The organism is Kocuria sp. CPCC 205263 (genome assembly GCF_040981075.1).
Taxonomy (GTDB): Bacteria; Actinomycetota; Actinomycetes; order Actinomycetales; family Micrococcaceae; genus Kocuria; species Kocuria rosea.
This window is the reverse complement of the sequence record NZ_JAVKPV010000003.1, coordinates 57,500-80,354: the sequence shown is the minus strand read 5'-3', so window position 1 is coordinate 80,354 and position 22,855 is coordinate 57,500. Positions and strand designations below refer to the sequence as shown.

Sequence of the window (22,855 nt, the reverse complement as noted above, 5' to 3'; positions counted from 1 at the left end):
ATGGCGGCGGCGTCCCCGCGGGGCCCGGCCCAGCGACTCCCCAAGGTCGAAGTGGACGATTTCGTGCACGGCCTTGGGCCCGAACCTGGGCGTATTCAACCGGTCGTCGCAACACCTAAAGGATGAGGTGGTCGATGGGTGTCATCGAGAGGCAGGAGCGGGTCCGGGCCTATCGCGGCCGGATCGTCTCCCCGGGCCGGCCGACGGTCGCCTGGCGCGAGGACCGGGTGCGGTTCTGGGCGTCGATCGCGGCAGGCGCCAAGACCTCGGAGGCCGGTGTGGAGGCAGGAGTCTCCGAACCGGTGGCGCGCCGGTGGTTCCGGCATGCTGGCGGGGTGAATCCGCAATTGGCCCCGACGGTCTCGCGGGAGCTGCGACGGAATGCTTCGACGCGCACGTACCGGTTGGAGTACAGGGCCTCGACCGCGCAGTGGCATTCCGAGCGTCGGGCTCGCCGGCCCAAGGTCGCCAAACTGGTGACTCATGACCGGCTACGGGACTACGTGCAGGACCGGCTCCATGGCGCCGTCTACACCGTCGAGGGCGAGATCGTTGGCCCTGCGGGGTCGGTGTGGGATGGGAAGAACAAGCCCCATCGCGGGGACCGGGCCTGGGTGAGCGGATGGAGCCCGCAGCAGAGCGCCAAGCGGCTGCCGATCGACTTCCCCGAGGACACTTCGATGCGAATCCGTGCCGAGGCGATCTATCAGGCGCTCTACATCGAGGGCCGTGGCGGTCTGGAACGCCGGCTGTCCTGGTGCCTGCGACGGGGCCGGACCAAGCGGGTGCCCCGGGCGCGCACCCGTCAGCAGACCTGGGCGCACGTGACCGAGGAGACCTTGCTGTCGAAGCGTCCTGAGGAGGTCGAGGACCGCAAGGTGCCCGGCCATTGGGAGCGGCCCTCATCATCGGCCTGAAGCGCTCAGCGGTGGCCACCCTCATCGAGCGCACCACCCGCTATGCCATGCTGGTCCACCTGCCACGCCAAGAAGGCTATGGGCTGATCCCGCCGAAGAAGAACGAACCAGCACTGGCCGGCTACGGTGCCCTGACCATGGAAGACGCCCTCGCGGCGGCCTTCACGCCACTGCCAGACGGGCTGCACCGATCGCTGACGTGGGACCGCGGCAAGGAGCTTTCCGCCCATGCGCTCTTTACAGAGCAGACCGCGGTGCCCGTCTACTTCGCCGACGCCAAGAGTCCATGGCAGCGCGGCAGCAACGAGCACCTCAACGGGCTGCTGCGCCAGTACCTCCCCAAGGGCACCGACCTCTCGCGCTGGAGCGCTGCGGACATCGCCGCCGTGGCACACACCATCAACAGCAGGCCCCGGGGAATCCTCGACTGGCGGACCCCGGCCGAGGCCTTCGAAGAACAGCTACGCTCGACTCAACAGCACACTGTTGCGACGACCGGTTGAATACGCCCAATTTCCAGCCCGGAAGTTCGTGCACGAGCTCGCCCACCATAGCCTCGTGGGATCCATGGGGCGGGTCGGGGCGTGCGCGGACAACGCCGCTATGGAGTCGTCTTTCGCCCTGCTCCAGAGAACGTCTTGGACCGGCAGCGCTGGCGTAGCCGGGAGGATCTGCGGCTGGCGATCGTGACCTGGATCGAGAAGTCCTACCACCGTCGACGCCGGCAACGCCGTCTCGGTCGCCTCACTCCGGTCGAGTTTGAGACCATCAATCACGGCTTCAAAGCCGCCTGAAAACCATCAACCCCGAGACTCAGGGAAAGTCGGGGCAGTCCCGTCGTCGATCGATTCGGGGGTGCGGATTTCCCGCCATCAGGGGACGCTATCGGGGAAACCACATAGCTCGGATAATCAGTTCCCCAACAGTCAGACACGCCTTTAAAGGCGATCGTCAGCTAGAACATTGTGGTTCTGTGCCGCACTCCATACCTTTAGAGCTATTTGGACTTCTGTGCGGCTTTTCGAGTTAATCTTCATCTGAGCCTTTACACAGGAAGAACTATTCGTGCATTGCGCTCGAATTAATACACTTCTGAAAGTTATTTAGACTCCACCGACACTTGGGTTCAACCCGTCAATTACCCGATCCCGGCGATCGGGTCATCAAATCGCCGGGACCGGGTAAGGCTAAGGGGTCAGCTTGACCGCGCTATCACAACATTTGAGCAATGCTCAGATCGGACGGCCGATCGGCTCACATAGGGCCACATTGCTCAGATAGGTCGGGATTTCACACGGGATCAGAAGTCCCAGTCCTCGTCCTCCGTGTTCACGGCCTTGCCGATGACGTAGGAGGAGCCCGAGCCGGAGAAGAAGTCGTGGTTCTCGTCGGCGTTCGGGGACAGCGCGGAGAGGATGGCCGGGGACACGGCCGTCATCTCCTTGGGGAACAGCGCCTCGAAGCCCAGGTTGTTCAGGGCCTTGTTGGCGTTGTAGTGCAGGAACTTCTTGACGTCCTCGGTCCAGCCCACGGCGTCGTAGAGGGACTCCGTGTAGAGCACCTCGTTCTCGTAGAGCTCCTCAAGCAGCTCGTAGGTGTAGAGCTTCAGCTCGTCCTGGCGCTCCTGCGGCTCCTGGGCCAGGGCCCGCTGGAACTTGTAGCCGATGTAGTACCCGTGCACGGCCTCGTCGCGGATGATGAGGCGCACGAGGTCGGCGGTGTTCGTCAGCTTCGCCCGGGAGGACCAGTACATCGGCAGGTAGAACCCGGAGTAGAAGAGGAAGGACTCGAGCAGGGTCGAGGCCACTTTCTTTTTCAGCGGGTCGTCACCCCGGTAGTACTTGATGACGATCTCGGCCTTCTTCTGCAGGTACGGGTTCTCCTTCGCCCAGCGGAAGACCTCGTCGATCTCCTTCATCGAGGACAGTGTCGAGAAGATCGAGGAGTAGGACTTCGCGTGCACCGATTCCATGAAGGCGATGTTGGTGTACACGGCCTCCTCGTGCAGGGTCGTGGCGTCCCGGATTAGGGACACGGCCCCGACCGTGGCCTGGATGGTGTCCAGCAGCGTGAGCCCGGTGAAGACGCGCATGGTGAGCTGCTGCTCGTCCGCGGTCAGCGTCTTCCAGGAGGGGACGTCGTTGGACAGCGGGATCTTCTCCGGCAGCCAGAAGTTGGCGGTCAGGCGGTCCCAGACCTCGGAGTCCTTGTCGTCGCCGACGCGGTTCCAGTTGATGGCCTCGGCGCGGAGCATGTCCAGCGCCGTCTGCTCGACGTTCTCGCTCTTCTCGAGAGTCATGGTCTGTGTCTTCCTCGAAGTCTTCCTCGAAAGGGGTGGACCCCCGCGCGCGTCCTGCGGACGCGCGCGGGGAGTTGTGGGGTGGTCGCCGGGGCTCCGGCGGTCAGAGCATGCAGGAGACGCAGCCCTCGACCTCGGTCCCCTCCAGCGCCAGCTGGCGGATGCGGGAGTAGTACATCGTCTTGATGCCCTTGCGCCACGCGTAGATCTGCGCCCGGTTGATGTCCCGGGTGGTGGCCGTGTCCTTGAAGAACAGGGTCAGCGACAGGCCCTGGTCCACGTGCTGGGTGGCCGCGGCGTAGGTGTCGATGATTTTCTCGTAGCCGATCTCGTACGCGTCCTGGAAGTACTCCAGGTTCTCGTTGTTCATGAAGGGCGCCGGGTAGTACACGCGGCCCAGCTTGCCCTCCTTGCGGATCTCGATCTTCGAGGCGATCGGGTGGATCGAGGACGTCGAGTTGTTGATGTAGGAGATCGACCCGGTCGGCGGCACGGCCTGCAGGTTCTGGTTGTACATCCCGTGTTCCATGACCGAGGCCTTGAGCTGCTCCCAGTCCGCCCGGGTGGGGATGTGCACGCCCGCCTCGGCGAACAGCTCCCGCACCCGCCCGGTGGCCGGGACCCAGTCGCGGTCGGTGTACTTGGTGAAGTACTCCCCCGACGCGTACTGGGACCGCTCGAAGCCGGCGAACACCGCCTTGCGCTCCCTCGCGATCTCGTTCGACGCGCGGACCGCGTGGTACGTGACCGTGTAGAAGTAGATGTTCGTGAAGTCGAGGCCCTCCTCGGAGCCGTAGTGGATGTGCTCCTTGGCGAGGTAGCCGTGCAGGTTCATCTGCCCGAGGCCCACGGCGTGGGACATCTGGTTGCCGCGCTCGATCGAGGGCACCGAGGTGATGTCGGACATGTCCGACACCGCGGTCAGCCCGCGGATCGCGGTCTCCACGGACTGCCCGAAGTCCGGGGACTGCATGGTCAGCGCGATGTTGAGGGAGCCGAGGTTGCAGGAGATGTCCTTGCCGACCTCGTCGTAGTTCAGGTCCTCGTGGTACGTGGACGGCTCGGAGACCTGGAGGATCTCGGAGCAGAGGTTGGACATGATGATCTTGCCGTCGATCGGGTTGGCCCGGTTCACCGTGTCCTCGAACATGACGTACGGGTAGCCGGACTCGAACTGGACCTCGGCGAGGGTCTGGAAGAACTCGCGGGCGTTGATCTTCTTCTTGGTGATCCGGCCGTCCGCGACCATCTCGTGGTACTTCTCGGACACGTTGACGTCGGAGAACGGCATGCCGTAGACCCGCTCCACGTCATACGGGGAGAACAGGTACATGTCCTGGTTCTTCTTGGCCAGCTCGAACGTGATGTCCGGGATGACCACGCCCAGGGACAGGGTCTTGATCCGGATCTTCTCGTCCGCGTTCTCCCGCTTGGTGTCCAGGAAGCTGTAGATGTCCGGGTGGTGGGCGTGCAGGTACACCGCGCCCGCGCCCTGGCGAGCGCCCAGCTGGTTGGCGTAGGAGAACGAGTCCTCCAGCAGCTTCATGATGGGGATGATGCCCGAGGACTGGTTCTCGATCTTCTTGATCGGGGCCCCGGCCTCGCGGACGTTGGTCAGCGCGAACGCCACGCCGCCGCCGCGCTTGGACAGCTGCAGGGCGGAGTTGATCGACCGCCCGATGGACTCCATGTTGTCCTCGATGCGGAGCAGGAAGCAGGAGACGAGCTCGCCGCGCTGCTGCTTGCCCGCGTTGAGGAACGTGGGGGTCGCCGGCTGGAAGCGCCCGGAGATGATCTCGTCGACCAGCTGCGTGGCGAGCAGCTCGTTGCCGTCGGCGAGGTAGAGGGAGACCATGACCACGCGGTCCTCGAAGCGCTCGAGGTAGCGCTGGCCGTCGAAGGTCTTCAGCGTGTAGGACGTGTAGAACTTGAACGCGCCCAGGAAGGTCTCGAAGCGGAACTTCTGGGAGTACGCGCGCTTGGAGAGCTCCTTGATGAACTCCATGCTGTACTTCGCCAGGACCTCGGGCTCGTAGTACTGGTGCGAGACCAGGTAGTCGAGCTTCTCCTCGAGGTCGTGGAAGAAGACGGTGTTGTTGTTCACGTGCTGCAGGAAGTACTGCCGGGCGGCCTGCCGGTCGGCGTCGAACTGGATGTGGCCGTCGGCGTCGTAGAGGTTCAGCAGGGCGTTGAGCTCGTGGTAGCCCAGGCCTCGGTACTTCTCGGGGACGCGCGTGTCCTCGTGGCCGGGCTCTACGCTCACGCCCGGAGCTGCGGAAATTGTCGCCAAAACTGTTCCAATCCTTGATTTACCTGGAGGACATCCTCGGGGGTGCCCATGAGTTCGAACTTGTAGAGGACGGGGACGCCGCACTTGGCCGCGATCTTGTCCGCGGCCAGGCAGAACGCCGACCCGAAGTTGGTGTTGCCCGCGCCGATGACGCCGCGCAGGAACCGCCGATTGGTCTCCTTGTTGAGGAACTTCACGACCTGCGGCGGGACGGCCCCGCTGCCGTTGGGCCGCCCGTACGTCGGGGCGGCCAGCACGAAGGGCTCGGTGATCTCGGGGGGCTCCTCCCCGGTCAGAAGAGGAAGGCGCAGCACGCGGGCGTCGAGCTTCTCGACGAAGCGGTGCGTGTTGTTGGAGACCGAGGAGAAGTAGACCACCAGTGGGGCGTGGCTGTCCGGTGCCGCGGCGGTGTCGCCGTGGTCCTGCTGAGCGGTCCCGGGACGGGTGCCGGGGTGGTGCGTGCTCATTGCTTCCGCGCTCCGAAATGGGGTCGGTGGTGGATGGACCGGGGCGCCGCGGGGAAGCGGGCGGCGCTCCAGCCTCAGGCCGAGAGGAGGACGGCCAGGGAGGTGATCTTGTCCGGGCGGTAGCCGGACCAGTGCTCGGTCGCCGTCTCGACGACCGGGACCTGCTGGTAGCCGAGGGCCAGGACGTGGGCCAGGGCGGCCTCGTCCTCGGTGACGTCGACGACGTTGTACTCGATGCCCTTCTTGCTCAGGGCCCGGTAGGTGGCATTGCACTGGACGCAGGCCGGCTTGCTGTACACGGTCACGGACATCGCTGTTTCCCCTTGGTCGATCGGGTGGTTTGTGGGGGAGATCCGGGACTTCCGCAGGGTCTGCGGCGGTGAAGGGGTCTCTCCGGGTGGCTGATTTCAATACTACATCTAGTGCCAGGAAGGGGAAGCGACCCCTAGATGCAGTGGTGGAGGTTGTCCACAGCTCCTCTCTCGCTATCCCCAGGACCACCGCCGGCCATCCACAGGGGGTCTCCGCGGGGGGTCGCGGAATCCCGCCGCCTGGGTCCCGTTGTGCACAGGCTGTGCGCACCGCGCGGCCCCCGGCCGGTGGACAGGATTAATTTTCGGACACGGCGTGTCGGGTCCGGCGGCGGGGCCGGCGCAGCCCGACCGCCGCGGCCGCCAGGCGGGCCCGCAGACCCCGGTAGGGCGGGTAGGCGACCCGCAGCGTATCGGGGGCGAGCGGCTTGTCCAGGACCGCGCGCGCGTGGGAGAACGTGGTGAACGAGAACTTCCCGTGGTAGGCGCCGGTGCCGCTCTCCCCCACGCCGCCGAACGGCAGCTCGGGGCTGGTCAGGTGCAGCAGCGGGGCGTTGAAGGACAGTCCGCCAGAGGACGTGCGCCGGCGGAACAGCTCCTTCACCGACCGCTCCTCGGAGAACACGTAGAGGGCCAGCGGCTTGTCCCCGGCGGTGATCAGCTCGACGGCGTGCTCCGCGGAGGCGACCGGGACCAGGGGCAGGACGGGACCGAAGAGCTCCTCAGCCATGAGCGGGCCGTCCGGGGCGGAGCGCACCACCGTGGGCGCGAGGTAGCGCTCCCCCGGCTCGGCCGTCCCGCCGCAGACGACGTCGTGGGCGGGGACCTGCTCCAGGAGCCCCACCAGCCGGTCGAGGTGGCGCCCGGTGACAATCCGCCCGTAGGAGTCGCTGCGGGACGGGTCCTCGCCGTAATGCTCCTCCACGGCCCGCAGGAGCTCCGGTTCGAGGGCGGCGAGCGTCTCCGGGGTGCCGAGCACGTGGTCCGGGGCCACGCAGGTCTGGCCGGCGTTGAGGAACTTCCCCCACACGATCCGCCGGGCGGCGGTGCGCAGGTCGGTCGAGCCGTCCACCCAGACCGGGGACTTCCCGCCCAGCTCGAGGGTCACCGGGGTCAGGTGCCGGGCCGCGGCGGCCATCACGATCCGGGCCACCGTCCCGTTGCCGGTGTAGAAGACGTGGTCGAAGCGGTGCTCGAGCAGCCGCGTGGTCTCCGGTACGCCGCCCTCGACCACGCGCACGCAGTCCCCCAGGTAGCGCTCGAGCAGCTCGGCCAGCACCCCGGAGACGGTCGCGGAGACCTCGGAGGGCTTGACGACGACGGTGTTGCCGGCGGCGAGCGCTCCCGCCAGCGGGCTCAGGACGAGCTGGACGGGATAGTTCCACGGCGCCATCACGAGCACGGTCCCGAGCGGCTGGTGCTCCACGCGGGAGCTGGCCGGGGCGAGGCTCAGCGGGACGGGGACGCGGGCCGGGGTCATCCAGCGGCCGAGCTCCTTGCGGATGCCGGCGATCTCCTCGAGGGTGAAGCCGAGCTCGGTCAGCCACGCCTCCGCCGGGGGCTTGCCGAGGTCGGTGGCCAGCGCCTCCTCGAGCACCGTCCGGTTCTCCCGCACGAGGTCCTCGAGCCGGTGCAGCCGGTCCAGCCGGGTCGCGAGGTCGACGTCGGGCACGAAGGCCGCCCGGGCACCGGCGACGGCGGCGTCCACGGCCGGGAAGTCCGCCGAGGTGTCTGCCGGTGCGGGGGCGGGGAGGGTGCTGCGGGTCCTGGTCATGGGTCCAGGGTAGGGCCCGGCTCGGACGCCACAGCCCGCCGGGTCCCGACGGACGGTCCGGGGCGGGCCGCCGGCCGGAACAGGCCCTCGGTCCGAGCAGGCTCGTAGCCGAAGCGGGCCGCCGGTCGGGGCGGGCGGCCGGTCAGAGCAGGCCGTGCTCCGCGAGCTGCCGCGAGATCGAGGCGCCGTCGTTGCCCTCGATCCACAGCGTGCCCTCGGGGATGGTGACCCGCCGCTCCTCGTTGACCAGCGGGGTGCCGGCCAGCACGGCCTCCGCCGGGGACAGGTTGCGGATCACGATGGCGGCCACGTGCTCGGGATAGCGGTGCACGAAGCCGCTGTAGATCTCGGGGTCGTGCTGGCCGTCGTCGCCGATGAGGATCCAGCGCACGTGGGGGAAGTTGCGGGCCAGCCGCTCGAGGTTCTGCACCTTGTGCGCGGCCCCGGCCCGGAACCACCGGTCCGTGGTGGGTCCCCAGTCGGTGAGCAGCAGGGCCCCGGCCGGGTAGGCGTTGCGCGTGAGGAAGCGGCGGAGGGTGGGCGCCACGTTCCACGCCCCCGTGGAGAGGTAGAGGAACGGCGCCTCGTGGTGGCGGTGCAGCAGCCGGTCCATCATGACCGCCATCCCGGGGGTGGGCGTGCGGGCGTGCTCGTTGAGCACGAACGAGTTCCAGGCGGCCAGCATGGGCCGGGGCAGGGCCGTGACCATGACGGTGTCGTCGATGTCGGAGACCACCCCGATGCGCTGCTCGTCGGCCACGATGAACACACGGGACTCGACCGTCTCGGAGCCCTCCGTCTGCATCCACACGGTGTGCTCGCCGGGGGCCAGGGACACCTGCAGGTCGACGTCGACCACCCCGCCCTTGTCGGCCACCAGGTGGAACTCGAACTCGTCGATCCAGATGTTGACGTGGGCGAAGGCGATGGGCACGGAGGTGAACGAGCGCCAGCCGCGGATGGACTCGGCGCTCTGGTCGGTGGACTCGATGAGCCCCCGGGTCTTCAGCAGGGCACGGCCCAGGACCCGCACGTGGTGCTCGGAGCCGTAGCCCTCGAAGGCCACCATGACCGGGATGTCCCCGCGGGCCTCGGCGCGCCGCTGCCGGAACCGGTGGAGCCGCTGCTCGAGGCGGTAGCCGACGTTGATGGCTTCCTCGGTGACCTGGTCGACGGTCTGCTTGAGCTCCGAGCTGCTGGATTTCTTGGCCATGCGCCCAGTCTTCCACAGGGCCCACCGCGGACACGGCGGCGCCCGCGGGGCGGGCCGCGCCGGGGGTCCGGTGCGGCCCGCCCCGCAGGTGGTCGGGGTCCGCGGGCTAGTTCTTGATGTAGCCGTTGGGGTTGAGCACGTACTTGGTGGCCGCCCCGGCGTCGAACTCGGCGTAGCCCTGCGGCGCCTCCTCCAGCGGGATGGCCTTGGCGTTGACGGCCTTGGCGATCTGGATCTTGTCGTGCAGGATCGCCATCATCAGCTGCCGGTTGTACTTCATCACCGGGCACTGCCCCGTGGTGAAGGACAGCGACTTCGCCCATCCCGTGCCGAGGCTGATCGACAGGGACCCCTTCTTCGCTGCCTCGTCCACGGCTCCGGGATCCCCGGTGACGTACAGGCCCGGGATGCCCAGCGCCCCGCCGGCGGCGGTGATGTCCATCAGGGAGTTGAGCACGGTGGCCGGGGCCTCGTGCGAGGCGTCCTTGCCGTGCCCACGGGCCTCGAAGCCGACGGCGTCCACGCCGCAGTCGACCTCCGGGACACCCAGGATCTGCTCGATCTGCTCGGCGGGCGAGCCCTTCGAGACGTCCACGGTCTCACAGCCGAAGCTGCGGGCCTGGGCCAGGCGCTGCTCGTTCATGTCGCCCACGATCACCACCGCGGCCCCCAGCAGGTGCGCCGAGGCCGCCGCGGCCAGGCCCACCGGTCCGGCACCGGCGATGTAGACGGTCGAGCCCACGCCCACCCCGGCCGTGACCACGCCGTGGTAGCCGGTGGGCAGGATGTCGGAGAGCATGGTCAGGTCCATGATCTTCTCCAGGGCCTGGTCCCGGTCCGGGAACTTCAGCAGGTTCCAGTCCGCGTAGGGCACCAGCACGTACTCGGCCTGACCGCCGACCCAGCCGCCCATGTCCACGTAGCCGTAGGCGGAGCCCGGCCGGTCCGGGTTCACGTTGAGGCAGATCCCGGTCTTGCGCTCCTTGCAGTTGCGGCACCGCCCGCAGGAGATGTTGAAGGGGACGGAGACGATGTCCCCGACCTTGATGAACTCGACGTCCGGCCCGCACTCGATGACCTCGCCCGTGATCTCGTGACCGAGGACCAGATCCGTCGGGGCGGTGGTGCGCCCGCGGACCATGTGCTGGTCCGAGCCGCAGATGTTGGTGGCCACGGTCCGGAGGATGACTCCGTGCGGAACCTTCCGGCCGATGTTGGCCGGGTTGATCCCCGGCGCGTCCTTGAGATCGAACTCTGGGTACTCGGTGTCGATGACCTCGACCTTGCCGGGACCCTTGTAGGCGACCGCTCTGTTCCCTGCCATCATGACCTCTTCCGTGGTGGATGTCCGTCACGGGAGTCCACGGCGGGTCAGCACCGTCGACGCCCTTGTCCCCGACGGAACTCCCCACGCTGTGGCCTCGATCTCGCTGTGACCCAGGTCACGGAGGACGGCCGCCGGTGGTGCCGACGCTAACAGGACGCGTCAACGAACGGAAGAGAAGGAAGCTGGGAAAAAGCGAAAGAGCCCGCCCCGCGCGATGCGGAACGGGCTCTCTCGTCCTGGTGGAGCTGAGGGGACTCGAACCCCTGACCCTTTGCATGCCATGCAAATGCGCTACCAGCTGCGCCACAGCCCCAGGTCGTTACCTCGGAGACACTATCACAACCTTCGCGGGCTCCTTCTCAGTCACCCTTTTTCGGTTGTTTCAGCGCCTCGCTGGGCAACGCATTCATAGTAGACAGCCGATCAGGCTCCAGGCAAATCGTCGGTGGCGGGGGCCACGGCGGGCTGGCCGGAGAGCGGTCCGAGGTCCACCACGGGGCTGTCCCGCCACAGCCGCTCGAGGGCGTAGAACGCCCGGTCCTCGTCGTGCTGCACGTGGATCACGACGTCGCCGTAGTCCAGGAGCACCCAGCGCCCCTCGGAGCGGCCCTCGCGGCGGATCGGGCGCAGCTCGAGGCGCTCGACGAGCTTCTCCTCGATCTCGTCGACCACGGCGTTGACGAGCCGCTCGTTGGAGGCGGAGGCGACGAGGAAGGCGTCGGTGATGCCCAGGGCCTCGCTGACGTCGAGGGCCACGATGTCGTGGGCCTGCTTGGCGTCCGCGGCGGCGGCCGCGACCTGGAGGATGGAGAGGGAGAGATCGTTGACAGTCAAGGAGGATCCTTTCCCGGCGAACCGGAGGTCCCGTCCCGTGGGGACGGATGGAGTGGACGAGTCGTGCAGGAACGGGTGGTGCAGGAACGGTCGGTGCGGTGGAGCCGGCGGGGTGCTCAGAGCACGAACAGCACGAGCACGACGGCGAGGGCCGCGAGCACCGCCAGCAGCAGGAACCACCAGGCGACGCTCGTGCGGCGGCGGTACTCCCGGGGCTCCAGCAGCTCGAGCCCCTCGGCGGTGCTGGCCGGCACGGGGGCGGCCGGCGGATCGTCCTCGGCCGCGGGCCACGACGCCGCGGGCCCGGGCGGAACGGCCCCCGGCGGAGCCGCCGGTGGGTCCTCCGCGTGCCCGTGCTCCTCGTGGTCACCGGTCCCGGCGGGCGCGACCGGCGTGGAGCCGTGGTGCTCGGGATCCCTGGGCGCGACGATCTCGATGTGCGTGAGCGCCGCCAGGTCCTCCGGGGCGAGCCGGTTGCTGAACAGGGCCGGGTCGACGTGCACCGGGTCGTGGGACACGTGCCCGTCCGGCCCGTCCGGGCCGCCGCCGGGGAACACGACGGTGATCTGCTCGAACGGATCCCGCGGGTCCTCCGGCGCCCCCGCGGGACGCAGGGCCGGAGCGGGCTGCCCCGGGACGAGCTGTGCGGAGCCGGGCGCCGGGGCCTCCGGAGCCACCACCGGCTCGCGGACCGCGGTGCCCGCGCCCGGGTCTGCCTGCGCGGCACCGGCCTGGGCGGCGAGCTCCGCGAACCGGCGCTGCTTCTCGAGCAGCTCGGGGTCCGCGGGGCCGGCGCCGGCCTCCTCGAGCTCACGGGCGCGCTCGGCCAGCTCGCGCTGCAGGCGGGCCAGCCGCCGCGGCCCGAGGGGCTTGACGGGACGGACCGGCACGCCGTCCCCACCGAGGTCGATGATGGGGGCCGGTCCGGAGGGCGCCGGCAGCGGCGCCGGGGTCCGGTCGGGGTCCGGTGCGGCGCCGTCCCGCACCTCCTCCTCGCCGGCCATCAGGGTGCCTTCGCCGAGACGCCGCGGGCGCCGACGTGGTCCGTCGTCGTCCCGTCCTCGGGTCCGAGGTAGAGGCCGTACTTGTTGATGTACTGCACCACGCCGTCGGGCACCAGGTACCAGACGGGCTTGTGCTCGGCCACGCGGGCGCGGCAGTCCGTGGAGGAGATCGCCATCGCAGGCACCTCGAGCAGGTTCACGCCGCGGGAGCCCACGGGCGCGGCCAGATCGTGGCCCGGCCGGGTGACCCCGACGAAGTGCGCGAGCTGCCAGAGCTCCTCGGCGCCCTTCCACGTCAGGATCTCCGCCATGACGTCCGCGCCCGTGATGAAGAACAGGTCCGCCTCCGGGCGCTGCCGCTTCAGGTCCCGCAGGGTGTCGACCGTGAACGTGGGGCCGTCGCGCTCGATGTCCACCCGGCTGACCGTGAACCGCGGGTTGGAGGCCGTGGCGATCACCGTCATGAGGTAGCGGTGCTCCGCGGGGCTCACCGCCCCGGCGGCCTTCTGCCAGGGGTGCCCGGTCGGGACGAACACAACCTCGTCGAGGTCGAACTCCCCCGCCACCTCGGAGGCGGCCACGAGGTGGCCGTGGTGGATGGGGTCGAACGTCCCGCCCATGACGCCGAGCCGGGTGCGGCCCGGCCGCCGGGGCGGGACGGCCGTGCCCGTCAGGGGCAGGTCCCGGGTCCGGGCGGCGGTGTCCTGCGGAGCGGTCGTCACGACGGTGGGGTTCCCCGGCTCAGCCGTGCCGCTTGGCCGCGTACTCGTCGAGCATGGCTCGCTCGTCCGCGGGCAGGTCGGCGGGGTCCTGGTGCTGTCCGACCTCCGGGCTGAGGCCCCGGTTCGCGAAGGAGAGCGTCACCACCATGAGGCCGATCAGCACGACGAACACGGAGGCGCCCCAGACCCACGGGGGAACTCCGGCCTCGGCGGCGGCGTGCCCGCCCTCGGCGGCTGCGAGGACGGTGGTGACGGTCTGCTGGAACATGGGGATCCCTTCTGTCGCCGACGTGGCGGCGGGTGGTCGGTGGACGGCCCTGCCGCCTCGGCCGGCTGGCCCGGACGGCTCTCATCGTACTGAATCCGCGGCGGGCCCGCCGCGTCCGGGGCTCAGGCGCGGACGTGCCCGTCGCCCTGGACGATCCACTTCGTGGTGGTCAGCTCCTCCAGGCCCATGGGTCCGCGCGCGTGCATCTTCTGGGTGGAGATGCCGATCTCGGCGCCGAGACCCAGCTGGCCGCCGTCGGTGAAGCGGGTGGAGGCGTTGACCATGACCGCGGCGGCGTCGATCTCGGCGACGAACCGCTCGGCGGAGGCGAGGTCGTTGGTCACGATCGCCTCGGTGTGCCGGGTGGACCACCGGTCGATGTGCTGGAGCGCCTCGTCCAGGGAGTCCACCACCTTCACGGCCAGGTCCATGGACAGGTACTCGGTGTCCCAGTCCTCGTCGGTGGCGCGCAGGTGGTGGCTGCCGGCCGGCAGCAGGGCCTCGGCCCGCTCGTCCACGTGCAGCGTGACGCCGGCCCGGTCGAGGGCCGCGAGCACCGCGGCCCCGTGCTCGAAGCCGCGGTGCAGCAGGAGGGTCTCCGTGGTGTTGCACGTGCTCGTGCGGTGGGTCTTGGAGTTGACGACCACGTCCACGGCCATCTTCTTCGACGCCGAGTGGTCGACGAAGAGGTGGACGTTGCCCTCGCCGGTCTCGATGACGGGGACCTTGGCGTTCTGCACGACGGACTGGATCAGACCGTGCCCGCCGCGCGGGATGAGGACGTCGACCTTCCCGCGGGCCGCCATGAGCGCGTTCGCGCCCTCGCGGCCGTACTCGTCGACGCTCTGGACGCAGTCCACGGGCAGCTTCACGTCGGCCAGGGAGTCCCGGATGATGCCCACGAGGGCCCGGTTGGACTCCTCCGCGGCCGAGCCGCCGCGCAGCAGCACCGCGTTGCCGGACTTCAAGGCGATCCCGGCGATGTCCACGGTCACGTTGGGGCGGGCCTCGTATATGGCGCCGACCACGCCCATCGGCACGCGCACCTGGCGCATCCGCAGGCCGTTGGGCAGGGTGCTGCCGCGGACGAACCCGCCCACGGGGTCGGGCAGCGCGGCGAGCTCGCGCAGGCTCTCGGCCAGGCCGGTGATCCGCTCGGCGTCCAGCTTGAGCCGGTCCAGGAGGGCCGTGGAGGTCCCGTTCACGCGGCCGCGCTCGAGGTCCTTGGCGTTCGCGGCGAGCACCACGTCCCGCTTGCGCTCGATGCGGTCGGCGATGGCGAGCAGCGCCCGGTCCTTCCAGGCCCGGGTGGCGCGGCCCAGGACGCGGGCGGAGTCCCGGGCGTCGTCGGCCATCGCGGCGACGCCGGCGACGGGGTCCTCCCCGAAGGTGGCGATGACACCGGTGTCGGTCACGACCGCCTTGCCGGTCGTGCGGGTGGCTTCGTCGGTGGTCACGGAATCGTGTGCGGCGGAAGTCATTTCTTCAGTTTAGTCCGTGCGCCGCGGGCGCGCAGGACCACGAGGTTGTCCACGTGCACGAGCTCCCGGCTGTAGTCGTCCCCGAGCTCCTCCGCCAGCACGGAGGTGGACTTGCCGAGCATCGGCGGGATCTCGTCCGAGGAGTAGTTGCTGAGCCCGTGGGCGATCTCCTTGCCCTCCTGGTCCCGCAGCGAGACGGGCTCCCCCGCCTCGAAGGTCCCGGACACGCCGGTGACCCCGGCGGCCAGCAGGGAGTTGCGGTCGCGGATCGCCTCGACGGCGCCCGGGTCCAAGGTCAGGGAGCCCTTGATGTCCGCGAGGTGGGCCAGCCACAGCAGCCGGACGTTGCGCCGCCCGCCGGAGGTCGCGAACCAGGTGCCGACGTCCTCGCCGTCCAGGGCGCGAGTGATGTTCTGCGCCGAGGTGACGAGCGCGGGGATGCCCGAGGCCGCGGCGATCCGGGCCGCCTGGACCTTGGTGACCATGCCGCCGGAGCCGACGCCGGCGCGCCCGACCGACCCGATCTGCACGCCCTCGAGGTCCTTGATGGGGTCGTTCACCACCGGGATCCGCTCCCCGCCCTTGCGGGGGTCCATGGTGTAGAGGGCGTCGACGTCGGAGAGCAGCAGCAGGACGTCGGCTTTGATCAGGTGGGCGATCAGGGCGGCGATCCGGTCGTTGTCGCCGAACTTGATCTCCTGGCTGGACACGGCGTCGTTCTCGTTGACGATGGGCAGCACCCCGAAGTCCAGGAGCCGTTCGATCTGGCGGTGGGTGTTCTTGTAGTGGCTGCGCCGCATCAGGTCCTCGGCGGTGACCAGCACCTGGCCCACCGTGACGCCGTAGCGGGCGAAGGACTCGATGTAGCGGCCCATGAGCAGACCCTGGCCCACGGCGGCGGCCGCCTGCTTGCCGGCCAGGTTCTTCGGCCGCCGGGACAGCCCCAGAGGCGCCAGGCCGGCCGTGATGGCGCCCGAGGACACGAACACGAGCTCGATGCCGCGGGCCTTCGTCTCGCCGAGGGCGTCCACGATCATCCGCACGGCCTGCTCGTCGATCGAGCTCTCGATGGACGTCAGCGAGGACGAGCCGACCTTGACCACCACGCGGTGGGCGCGCGGGATGTCCTCGCGGCGCTCGATGGGGCTGCGCCGGTTCTTGCCGCGGTTCTCGCTGCTGAGCTGGACCGCGGACTTCTCCGCGACCTCCTCGAGCTGCTCGACGTCGATCTCGTTCGTCTGCTCGTTCATCCTGGGCGTCTCCCTCGTCCGGTGGGCGTCGTCGGTGTGTCGGGTCAGTCGGTGTGTCGGGTCGGTCGTCGGGTGGTGGCCGCGGGGCGCCCGGCACGTGCGGTCGCGGTCCGCCCCGCGGGCGGGCTCAGTCGTCGGTGCCGGCCGGGGCCTCGCCGCGCCGGGCGTCGACCGACTCGGTCCACACCCCGGCGGAGCGCTCGGCCTCGAGCTCGGCGCGGGCGGCGGCCTTGGCGTCCTTGCGGTCCTGGTACTGCTGGCGCTTCTGCTCGCGGGTGGGACGGTCGATGTCGGCGAAGCGCAGGTCGGTGCCGCGGGGCCCGGCCAGCAGCTCGGCGCCGCCGACCATCGTGGGCTCCCAGTCGAAGACCACGCCGTCGTCCTCGGGACCGATGAGCACGGCGTCGCCGGGCCGGGCGCCCTGCTTGAACAGCTCCGTCTCGACACCGAGCTTCGCGAGCCGGTCGGCGAGGTAGCCGACGGCCTCCTCGTTGTTGAAGTCGGTCTGCAGGATCCACCGGTCGGGCTTGTCGCCGCGCACATGCCACAGCGGCTCGAGGTTGCGCTCCTCCCGGGTGATGGTGAACTCCGGCCCGCGCACCCCCTTGGGGCGCAGCACGACCCGCGGGGCCTCCGCCGGTGCGGGGCGGGCCGCCCGGGCCTCCTGCACGACCTCGCCCATGGCGAAGGTCAGCGCCCGCAGCCCCTCGTGGGAGGCGGTGGAGATCTCGAACACGCGGTAGCCGCGGGACTCGAGCTCGGGCCGCACGAACTCGGCGAGCTCCCGGGCCTCGAGGACGTCGATCTTGTTCAGCACCACGAGCCGGGGCCGATCGTTGAGCGGCACCGCCTGGCCGCCGTCGAGGTCGCCGTCGACGGCGTAGCCGGCGAGCTCCGCCTCGATCGTCTCGAGATCGGAGACCGGGTCCCGCCCGGGCTCGAGGGTCGCGCAGTCGAGGACGTGCACGAGGGCGGCGCAGCGCTCGACGTGGCGGAGGAACTCCAGCCCCAGGCCTTTGCCCTCGGAGGCGCCGGGGATCAGGCCGGGGACGTCCGCCACGGTGTAGCGCACGTCCCCGGCCTCCACCACGCCGAGGTTCGGGACGAGCGTGGTGAACGGGTAGTCGGCGATCTTGGGGCGGGCGGCGCTGATCGCGGCGATCAGGCTGGACTTGCCGGCGGAGGGGTAGCCGACCAAAGCGATGTCTGCGATGGACTTCAGCTCCAGGACCACGTCCCGGGCCGAGCCCGGCGTGCCGAGGAGCGCGAAGCCGGGGGCCTTGCGCTTGACCGAGGCCAGCGCGGCGTTGCCCAGTCCGCCCTGCCCGCCGGGGGCGGCCACGAACTCGGAGCCCTGGCCCACGAGGTCGGCCAGGACGTTGCCGTCCTGGTCCTTGACCACGGTGCCGTCGGGGACGGACAGCACGAGGTCCTCGCCCTTGTGCCCGTGGCGGAGGTCGCCCTTGCCGGGTCCGCCGTTGGGAGCGGACTGGTGCGGGGCGTGGTGGTAGTTCAGCAGCGTGGTGGTCTGGCCGTCCACGCGGAGCACAACGCTGCCGCCGTCCCCCCCGTTGCCGCCGTCCGGCCCGCCGAGCGGCTTGAACTTCTCGCGGCGGATGGACACGCAGCCGTGCCCGCCGGAGCCGCCGGAGACGTGCAGGACGACGCGGTCGACGAAACTGGCCACGGGGAACTCCTCTGGTTCAAGAACGGACGGGCCACGTTAAGACTGTAGAGGGCGGGCGCTGGACGCACCCACCCTCTACAGACCAAACATGGGTGGTGCGGGTTGTGACCCGCACCGGGGCCGGCAGCGCCGGCCCTGTGGACTACTCTGCGGCAGCCTGGATGTTGACGACCTTGCGGCCCCGGCGGGTGCCGAACTCGACCTGACCGGCGGCCAGGGCGAACAGGGTGTCGTCGCCACCGCGGCCGACGTTGAGGCCGGGGTGGAAGTGCGTGCCGCGCTGCCGGACGAGGATCTCGCCGGCGTTGACGGTCTGGCCGCCGAAGCGCTTCACGCCGAGGTACTGCGCGTTGGAGTCGCGACCGTTGCGAGTGGAGCTCGCGCCCTTCTTGTGTGCCATGAGGTGTGCCTACCTTCGGGTCTTTACTGGCTGGTGGAGTCTGGACGGGGACCGGGCCGGTCAGGCGTCGATGCCGGTCACCTTCACGGTGGTCAGCTCGGCACGGAAGCCCTGGCGCTTCTTGTAGCCGGTCTTGTTCTTGAACTTTTGGATGGAGATCTTGGGACCGCGGAGGTTCTCGACGATCTCGGCCGTGACCTTGACGCTCGCCAGGGTCTGGGCATCCGAGGTGATCTTGTCCCCGTCGACCAGCAGCAGGGCAGGGAGCTCGATGGTGCTGCCTGCTCCGCCGGCGACGCGGTCAAGGGTAACGAGGTCTCCGACGGAAACCTTTTCCTGGCGGCCGCCAGCGCGGACAATCGCGTACACCACTTGGGAACTCACTTCTCTCGACGTCATGTGTAAACAGTGTGGGTCGAGCGCATACCTGTCAGGACCAACGACGTTGAGACGAGCTGACGGTGACCGGCCCGTGGGACTAGGCCGAGGTCAGCGCAGGTTCGCCGCAATTCAGGAACTGCACCCGCATGTGCCGCCAGGTGGGGTGTCGAGTTTTTACACGCGCGCACCGGCAGGGCACCGAAGATCAAGACTACTCGATCCGGTCAGCGCCCGCCAACCGGCGCTCCGCCACCGGCGCGGCGAAGAAGTCCCGCTCGAGCGCGCAGGCCTCCAGGAACACCTCCCGCATCCTCGCCCGGACGTCCGCCGGGGCCGCCCGGGCGGCGTCGTCGAGCAGCCGGCGGGCCGTGCGGGTGGCCTCCTGGAACCCCTCGTCCGCGTACGTGGCCAGCCAGTCCGCGTAGGGGTGCCCGTCGGCCCCGTCGGCCGCGGCGAGCTCGTTCAGGTGCCGGCCCACGTCCGCGTAGACCCAGTAGCACGGCAGCACGGCGGCCAGGCCCACCGGGTAGGGCTCGGCGGCGGTGGCCGCGAGCAGGAACGTGGTGTAGCGCCGCGTCACCTCGCCTAGGCCGTCCCGGGCACCGCCGGCCCCGGCGCCGCCGTCCCCGGCGTGCCGCAGCCGGGCCCGGTGCAGCTGCGCCTCGGTCTCGGTGCAGGACACAGCGCCGGCGGCGAAGAACAGCCGTTGCTCCTCGTCGGGCGCCCTGGCGGCCAGCAGGGCCAGCGCCCGGCTGTAGCCGTCGAGGTACTGCAGGTCCTGGTCGAGGTAGGCGAGGAAGCGGTCCGGCTCCAGCCGGCCGTCGCCGAGGAGGCGGACGAACTCGAGCTCCTCGATCTCCCGCCGCACGGCCGCGGAGGCCTCCCACAGCTCGTCGCTGAACCGCTCCGGCGCCGTGCCCCAGCTCTCGAGGGCGTCCTGGACGTGGTGGAAGTGGTGGACGGGCCCGCTGCCGTGGCCCACCTCGAGGTCCCCGGCGGCCTCCAGGGCCCCGCGCAGCCAGTCCCGGGCGATCCGCAGGCTCCGGGGCCAGTCCCCGTGCCGGGCCTGGAGGGTGGCCAGGGCCGAGGAGAGGGAGCACCCGGTGCCGTGGGAGTTCTCGGTGGGCACGCGGGCGCCGTCGAACGCCACGAGGGGCTCGGGGGCGTCCGGGCCCACGAGGGCGTCGGGCGTCCGGTCCCCCGTGAGGTGCCCGCCCTTGACGAGCACCAGGGTGCCGTGGGCGCGGGCCACGCGGTGGCCCTGCGCGAGGGCCTCGTCCCACGACGCCGCCGTGTCCTCCCCGGCGAGTACGGCGAGCTCCTGCAGGTTCGGGGTGATCAGGTCGGCGAGGCCGAGCATCGAGCGCAGGGCGTCCTCGGCCTCGCGCTCCAGCAGGCGGCCCCCGGAGGTCGCGACCATGACGGGGTCCAGGACCACGACCGGCGGCCGATGGGTCCCGAGCCACCGGGTGACGGCCTCGATGACCGGCACGGACCCGAGCATCCCGATCTTGACGGCGTCGATCTCGACGTCCTCGGCGACCGCGTCCAGCTGTGCCGAGAGGAACTCGACCGGCGGGACGTGGATGTCGCGCACGCCCACGGTGTTCTGGACGACGACGGCGGTGACGGCGCTCATCCCGTAGCCGCCCATCGCGGCGATCGACTTGAGGTCCGCGTGCTGGCCGGCCCCGCCCGTGGGGTCGGTGCCGGCGATGGCCAGGACGCGGGGCACGCGGGCGGTCACGGGGCCACCCCCCCGGCGGGCACGGCGGTGAAGGCCCGCAGGTAGCGGGCGGCCGCGGCCGCGGGGTCCGGGTCGGCGCAGATCCCGGAGACCACGGCCAGCCCCGCGGCGCCGGCGGCGCGCAGGCCGGGGGCGTCCTCGACCCGCACCCCGCCGATGGCCAGGCAGGGCAGGGCCGTGCGGGCCGCGGCGCGGGCGAAGCCCTCGACGCCCAGCGGCTCAGGGTGGTCGGGCTTGGTGCGGGTCGCCCGCACCGCCCCGACGCCCAGGTAGTCGACCGTCCCGGCCGGCAGTGCGGCGGCAGTATCGAGCTCCTCCGCCGTGGCGGCGCTGAGGCCGAGCACGGCGTGCGGGCCGCAGATCTCCCGGGCGAGCGCCACGGGCAGGTCCGACTGGCCCACGTGCACGCCGGCCACGGGGGCGCCGGCCGCGCGGGCGGCGAGGTACACGTCGGCGCGGTCGTCCACGAGCACGGGCACCTGCCGGCCCACGCGCTCGGCCACGGCCGTCAGCAGGGCGACGAGCTCACGGACCGGGGCGTCCTTCTCCCGCACCTGGACCATGGTGGCTCCCCCGCACACGGCGGCCGCCACGACGTCCGGGACCGTCCGGGGGGCGCTCAGGGCGGTGTCCGTCACCAGGTGCAGGGCCAGGGCCGCGGGGTCGAGGCGCGGGCTCATCGGGCGCCCTCCTCGCGCACGAGCTCCGCCCGGGCGGCGATCCCCTCCGGGGTGACGGCATGCAACCGGTCCAGCAGCGCCACGGCGAAGGAGCCGGGCCCGGCGGAGTCGGCGGCCGCGTCCTCGGCCGCGAGGGTGTACACCGTGGTGGCGGCCACCGCCGCGGCGGCCGGGTCCGTGCGCACGGCGGTGAACGCGGCCATGAGGGCGCCCAGGGCGCACCCGCCGCCGGTGATGCGGGTCAGCAGGGGCGTGCCGTGCGGCACCCGGACCACGGTGCCGTCCGGGGAGCGCACGAGGTCCACGGGCCCGGACACGGCCACCGCCGAGCCGGCCCGCTCGGCGAGCGCGGCGGCGGCGTGCCGGGCCGCGTCGACGCCGTGGGTCGCGTCCGTGCCGCGGCCGCCGGCGCCGCCGGCGAGGGCCATGACCTCGGAGGCGTTGCCGCGCACGATCGCCGGCTCGAACCCGAGCAGGTCGCGGGCCAGCGCCGTGCGCACGGGCAGGGCACCCACCGCGACCGGGTCCAGGACCCAGGCCCGGCCCGCGCGGCGCCGGGCCCCGACGGCCTCGTAGGCGGCGCCGCGCTGCTCGGCGGTGGGTGTGCCGGTGTTGACGAGGAGGCCGTCGGCGAGCTCCGCGAAGACCCCGCCCTCGCCCTGGATGTCGGTCATCGCCGGGGAGGCGCCCACGGCGAGCAGCACGTTGGCGGTGAAGTTGGTGACCACGGCGTTGGTGATGCACTGCACCAGAGGCGCCGCGGCGCGCAGGTCCTCCAGGGCCGCGGCGGCGTCCTCGGCGAGCACGGGGTCCGGCGGCACCGGCCTCCCGGGTCCTGGTGTGCGGGCGGACGGGGGTACGGCATCGCGCATCTGCGACATCCCTTCGCTAGTACTGGCTAGATCAGGTTCGACGGGTGTGTTCTCAGCCGCTCGTGCGGCACCCCGTGTCTGGTGTCCTGCCAGTCTAGTCGTCGTGCGGGAGCCGGGGACGCGGACGGGCCAGGTCCGAGGGGGCGGGGGGCCGTCGAATCAGAAGAAGCCGTTGCCGTGCGGCATCCGCTCCGGCACGGGCTGGACGACCCCCCAGTGCTCGAGGATCCGCCCGTCCGCCACCCACCAGAGGTCGTAGCAGCCGGCCGGGACCGGGTCACCGGCCCCCTCGCCGCCGAGCTCGAGCAGGGCCTCGGTGACGGTGAGGACGAGGTCGCCCTCGCCGAGCACACGGTGCAGGGTGTGCCGGGCGAGGCGGGCGTCCGGGCCGGGGCCGTGCTCCACGTAGCGCGGGTCGCGGGCCAGCTCCTCGAGGGAGTCCCGGTCCGCGCCGATGAGCCGTTCGTGCACCCACTCGGTGAGTAGCGCCTTGTTGACGGCGGTGTGCTCGTAACCAGTGATCTCCGTGGGTCCGTCGATCCGGTGCCTGCCGGCGGCTCCTCCGGGCAGCGGGGCCAGCGCGTCCCAGTGCTCGGCGATCCGCCCGTCCTGCACGCGGAAGACGTCCACCGCCACCACCGGGTCCGGGCCGAAGCCGTGGTACACGCAGTGGACCGCGACCATGTCCCCGTCCTCGAGCATCCGCAGGGGCTCGAACCGGAAATCTGGGGGCAGCTGCTGGAACATGCCCCGGAGTCCCTCGCGGCCGTCGGGCGCCAGCGCGGAGTGCTGCCGGTAGTCCGGGGCCCAGTGCCGGTCGACGGCCGTGAGGTCCCGATCGCCGAAGAGCTCGGTGCCGGCGGTGAGTACGATCTGCTTGCTGCTCATGGCCATCCCCTCGGCGCTGCGGGCCGCGGATCCGACGGATCGG

General features: G+C 70.7%; 20 protein-coding genes, 1 tRNA gene, 2 pseudogenes and 1 riboswitch. Of the genes and pseudogenes, 2 read left to right on the top strand and 21 right to left on the bottom strand.

The features are described from left to right. Positions 1-134: 134 nt before the first annotated feature. A pseudogene (locus RF647_RS05120) lies at positions 135-1,420 on the top strand (IS30 family transposase). A 4-nt stretch (positions 1,421-1,424) separates the two neighbouring features. Continuing rightward, positions 1,425-1,711 (top strand): annotated as a pseudogene (locus RF647_RS05115) (integrase core domain-containing protein); the annotation flags it as partial. Between the two features lie 506 nt (positions 1,712-2,217). Here RF647_RS05115 and nrdF read toward each other — a convergent pair. From nrdF to RF647_RS05010, 21 genes are all read right to left on the bottom strand, one after another. Beyond that, positions 2,218-3,216, bottom strand: coding sequence for a class 1b ribonucleoside-diphosphate reductase subunit beta (nrdF, locus tag RF647_RS05110; RefSeq protein WP_368810778.1), 999 nt, complete (start codon positions 3,214-3,216; stop codon positions 2,218-2,220). Between the two features lie 103 nt (positions 3,217-3,319). Next, complete coding sequence (nrdE, locus tag RF647_RS05105; protein ID WP_368810777.1) at positions 3,320-5,479, bottom strand: class 1b ribonucleoside-diphosphate reductase subunit alpha; 2,160 nt, start codon at positions 5,477-5,479, stop codon at positions 3,320-3,322. After that, positions 5,476-5,973, bottom strand: coding sequence for a class Ib ribonucleoside-diphosphate reductase assembly flavoprotein NrdI (gene nrdI / locus RF647_RS05100; RefSeq protein ID WP_368810776.1), 498 nt, complete (start codon positions 5,971-5,973; stop codon positions 5,476-5,478). Before nrdI ends, nrdE begins: the two co-directional genes overlap by 4 nt. Before the next feature lie 74 nt (positions 5,974-6,047). Continuing rightward, a complete protein-coding gene (nrdH, locus tag RF647_RS05095) occupies positions 6,048-6,284 on the bottom strand; it encodes a glutaredoxin-like protein NrdH (RefSeq protein WP_109267973.1) in 237 nt (78 codons plus the stop codon). 298 nt (positions 6,285-6,582) lie between these two features. Next, positions 6,583-8,058 (bottom strand): aldehyde dehydrogenase family protein, encoded by a 1,476-nt coding sequence (locus tag RF647_RS05090; protein WP_368810775.1) that lies wholly within the window; start codon positions 8,056-8,058, stop codon positions 6,583-6,585. Positions 8,059-8,200: 142 nt separating this feature from the next. After that, positions 8,201-9,271: an App1 family protein gene (locus RF647_RS05085; protein WP_368810774.1), complete on the bottom strand. Its 1,071-nt coding sequence runs from the start codon at positions 9,269-9,271 to the stop codon at positions 8,201-8,203. A gap of 106 nt (positions 9,272-9,377) precedes the next feature. Further along, positions 9,378-10,595, bottom strand: a complete 1,218-nt coding sequence (fdhA, locus tag RF647_RS05080) for a formaldehyde dehydrogenase, glutathione-independent (protein ID WP_031283632.1) — start codon at positions 10,593-10,595, stop codon at positions 9,378-9,380. 240 nt (positions 10,596-10,835) lie between these two features. Continuing rightward, positions 10,836-10,911 (bottom strand) — tRNA-Ala (locus tag RF647_RS05075). Positions 10,912-11,021: 110 nt separating this feature from the next. Next, positions 11,022-11,432 carry a ribosome silencing factor gene (rsfS, locus tag RF647_RS05070; RefSeq protein WP_368810773.1) on the bottom strand — a complete coding sequence of 137 codons (411 nt, stop codon included), beginning with the start codon at positions 11,430-11,432 and terminating at the stop codon, positions 11,022-11,024. Between the two features lie 116 nt (positions 11,433-11,548). Further along, positions 11,549-12,436 carry a hypothetical protein gene (locus RF647_RS05065; RefSeq protein ID WP_368810772.1) on the bottom strand — a complete coding sequence of 296 codons (888 nt, stop codon included), beginning with the start codon at positions 12,434-12,436 and terminating at the stop codon, positions 11,549-11,551. Then, positions 12,436-13,110, bottom strand: coding sequence for a nicotinate-nucleotide adenylyltransferase (gene nadD, locus RF647_RS05060; protein ID WP_368811118.1), 675 nt, complete (start codon positions 13,108-13,110; stop codon positions 12,436-12,438). Before nadD ends, RF647_RS05065 begins: the two co-directional genes overlap by 1 nt. Before the next feature lie 67 nt (positions 13,111-13,177). Next, complete coding sequence (locus tag RF647_RS05055) at positions 13,178-13,426, bottom strand: hypothetical protein (RefSeq protein WP_017834605.1); 249 nt, start codon at positions 13,424-13,426, stop codon at positions 13,178-13,180. 122 nt (positions 13,427-13,548) lie between these two features. Next, positions 13,549-14,907: a glutamate-5-semialdehyde dehydrogenase gene (locus RF647_RS05050; protein ID WP_368810771.1), complete on the bottom strand. Its 1,359-nt coding sequence runs from the start codon at positions 14,905-14,907 to the stop codon at positions 13,549-13,551. Next, positions 14,904-16,157, bottom strand: coding sequence for a glutamate 5-kinase (proB, locus tag RF647_RS05045; protein WP_035930013.1), 1,254 nt, complete (start codon positions 16,155-16,157; stop codon positions 14,904-14,906). The genes RF647_RS05050 and proB overlap by 4 nt, the downstream gene beginning before the upstream one ends. 127 nt (positions 16,158-16,284) lie before the next feature. Beyond that, positions 16,285-17,844, bottom strand: coding sequence for a GTPase ObgE (gene obgE / locus RF647_RS05040; RefSeq protein WP_017834602.1), 1,560 nt, complete (start codon positions 17,842-17,844; stop codon positions 16,285-16,287). A 142-nt stretch (positions 17,845-17,986) separates the two neighbouring features. Then, entirely contained in the window at positions 17,987-18,244 is a 258-nt protein-coding gene (gene rpmA / locus RF647_RS05035) for a 50S ribosomal protein L27 (RefSeq protein ID WP_017834601.1), read from the bottom strand. Between the two features lie 60 nt (positions 18,245-18,304). Continuing rightward, entirely contained in the window at positions 18,305-18,616 is a 312-nt protein-coding gene (rplU, locus tag RF647_RS05030) for a 50S ribosomal protein L21 (RefSeq protein WP_017834600.1), read from the bottom strand. A 220-nt stretch (positions 18,617-18,836) separates the two neighbouring features. After that, on the bottom strand, positions 18,837-20,372 hold the full coding sequence (locus RF647_RS05025) for a bifunctional hydroxymethylpyrimidine kinase/phosphomethylpyrimidine kinase (protein WP_368810770.1): 1,536 nt from the start codon (positions 20,370-20,372) through the stop codon (positions 18,837-18,839). Next, on the bottom strand, positions 20,369-21,052 hold the full coding sequence (thiE, locus tag RF647_RS05020) for a thiamine phosphate synthase (RefSeq protein ID WP_368810769.1): 684 nt from the start codon (positions 21,050-21,052) through the stop codon (positions 20,369-20,371). Before thiE ends, RF647_RS05025 begins: the two co-directional genes overlap by 4 nt. Beyond that, positions 21,049-21,873 carry a hydroxyethylthiazole kinase gene (gene thiM, locus RF647_RS05015; RefSeq protein WP_368810768.1) on the bottom strand — a complete coding sequence of 275 codons (825 nt, stop codon included), beginning with the start codon at positions 21,871-21,873 and terminating at the stop codon, positions 21,049-21,051. Before thiM ends, thiE begins: the two co-directional genes overlap by 4 nt. 42 nt (positions 21,874-21,915) lie before the next feature. Then, positions 21,916-22,009: riboswitch (TPP riboswitch) on the bottom strand. A gap of 74 nt (positions 22,010-22,083) precedes the next feature. After that, positions 22,084-22,812: a nuclear transport factor 2 family protein gene (locus RF647_RS05010; RefSeq protein ID WP_368810767.1), complete on the bottom strand. Its 729-nt coding sequence runs from the start codon at positions 22,810-22,812 to the stop codon at positions 22,084-22,086. Between the last annotated feature and the right edge of the window lie 43 nt (positions 22,813-22,855).

What these genes read in the sequence shown, in the direction of transcription:
- RF647_RS05050 (WP_368810771.1), bottom strand. Translation starts at nt 14,907, where the DNA reads ATGACTTCCGCCGCACACGATTCCGTGACCACCGACGAAGCCACCCGC.
- RF647_RS05090 (WP_368810775.1), bottom strand. Translation starts at nt 8,058, where the DNA reads ATGACCAGGACCCGCAGCACCCTCCCCGCCCCCGCACCGGCAGACACC.
- RF647_RS05010 (WP_368810767.1), bottom strand. Translation starts at nt 22,812, where the DNA reads ATGAGCAGCAAGCAGATCGTACTCACCGCCGGCACCGAGCTCTTCGGC.
- nrdH (WP_109267973.1), bottom strand. Translation starts at nt 6,284, where the DNA reads ATGTCCGTGACCGTGTACAGCAAGCCGGCCTGCGTCCAGTGCAATGCC.
- RF647_RS05065 (WP_368810772.1), bottom strand. Translation starts at nt 12,436, where the DNA reads ATGGCCGGCGAGGAGGAGGTGCGGGACGGCGCCGCACCGGACCCCGAC.
- rpmA (WP_017834601.1), bottom strand. Translation starts at nt 18,244, where the DNA reads ATGGCACACAAGAAGGGCGCGAGCTCCACTCGCAACGGTCGCGACTCC.
- nrdF (WP_368810778.1), bottom strand. Translation starts at nt 3,216, where the DNA reads ATGACTCTCGAGAAGAGCGAGAACGTCGAGCAGACGGCGCTGGACATG.
- fdhA (WP_031283632.1), bottom strand. Translation starts at nt 10,595, where the DNA reads ATGGCAGGGAACAGAGCGGTCGCCTACAAGGGTCCCGGCAAGGTCGAG.
- RF647_RS05055 (WP_017834605.1), bottom strand. Translation starts at nt 13,426, where the DNA reads ATGTTCCAGCAGACCGTCACCACCGTCCTCGCAGCCGCCGAGGGCGGG.
- nrdI (WP_368810776.1), bottom strand. Translation starts at nt 5,973, where the DNA reads ATGAGCACGCACCACCCCGGCACCCGTCCCGGGACCGCTCAGCAGGAC.
- proB (WP_035930013.1), bottom strand. Translation starts at nt 16,157, where the DNA reads ATGAACGAGCAGACGAACGAGATCGACGTCGAGCAGCTCGAGGAGGTC.
- thiE (WP_368810769.1), bottom strand. Translation starts at nt 21,052, where the DNA reads ATGAGCCCGCGCCTCGACCCCGCGGCCCTGGCCCTGCACCTGGTGACG.
- RF647_RS05085 (WP_368810774.1), bottom strand. Translation starts at nt 9,271, where the DNA reads ATGGCCAAGAAATCCAGCAGCTCGGAGCTCAAGCAGACCGTCGACCAG.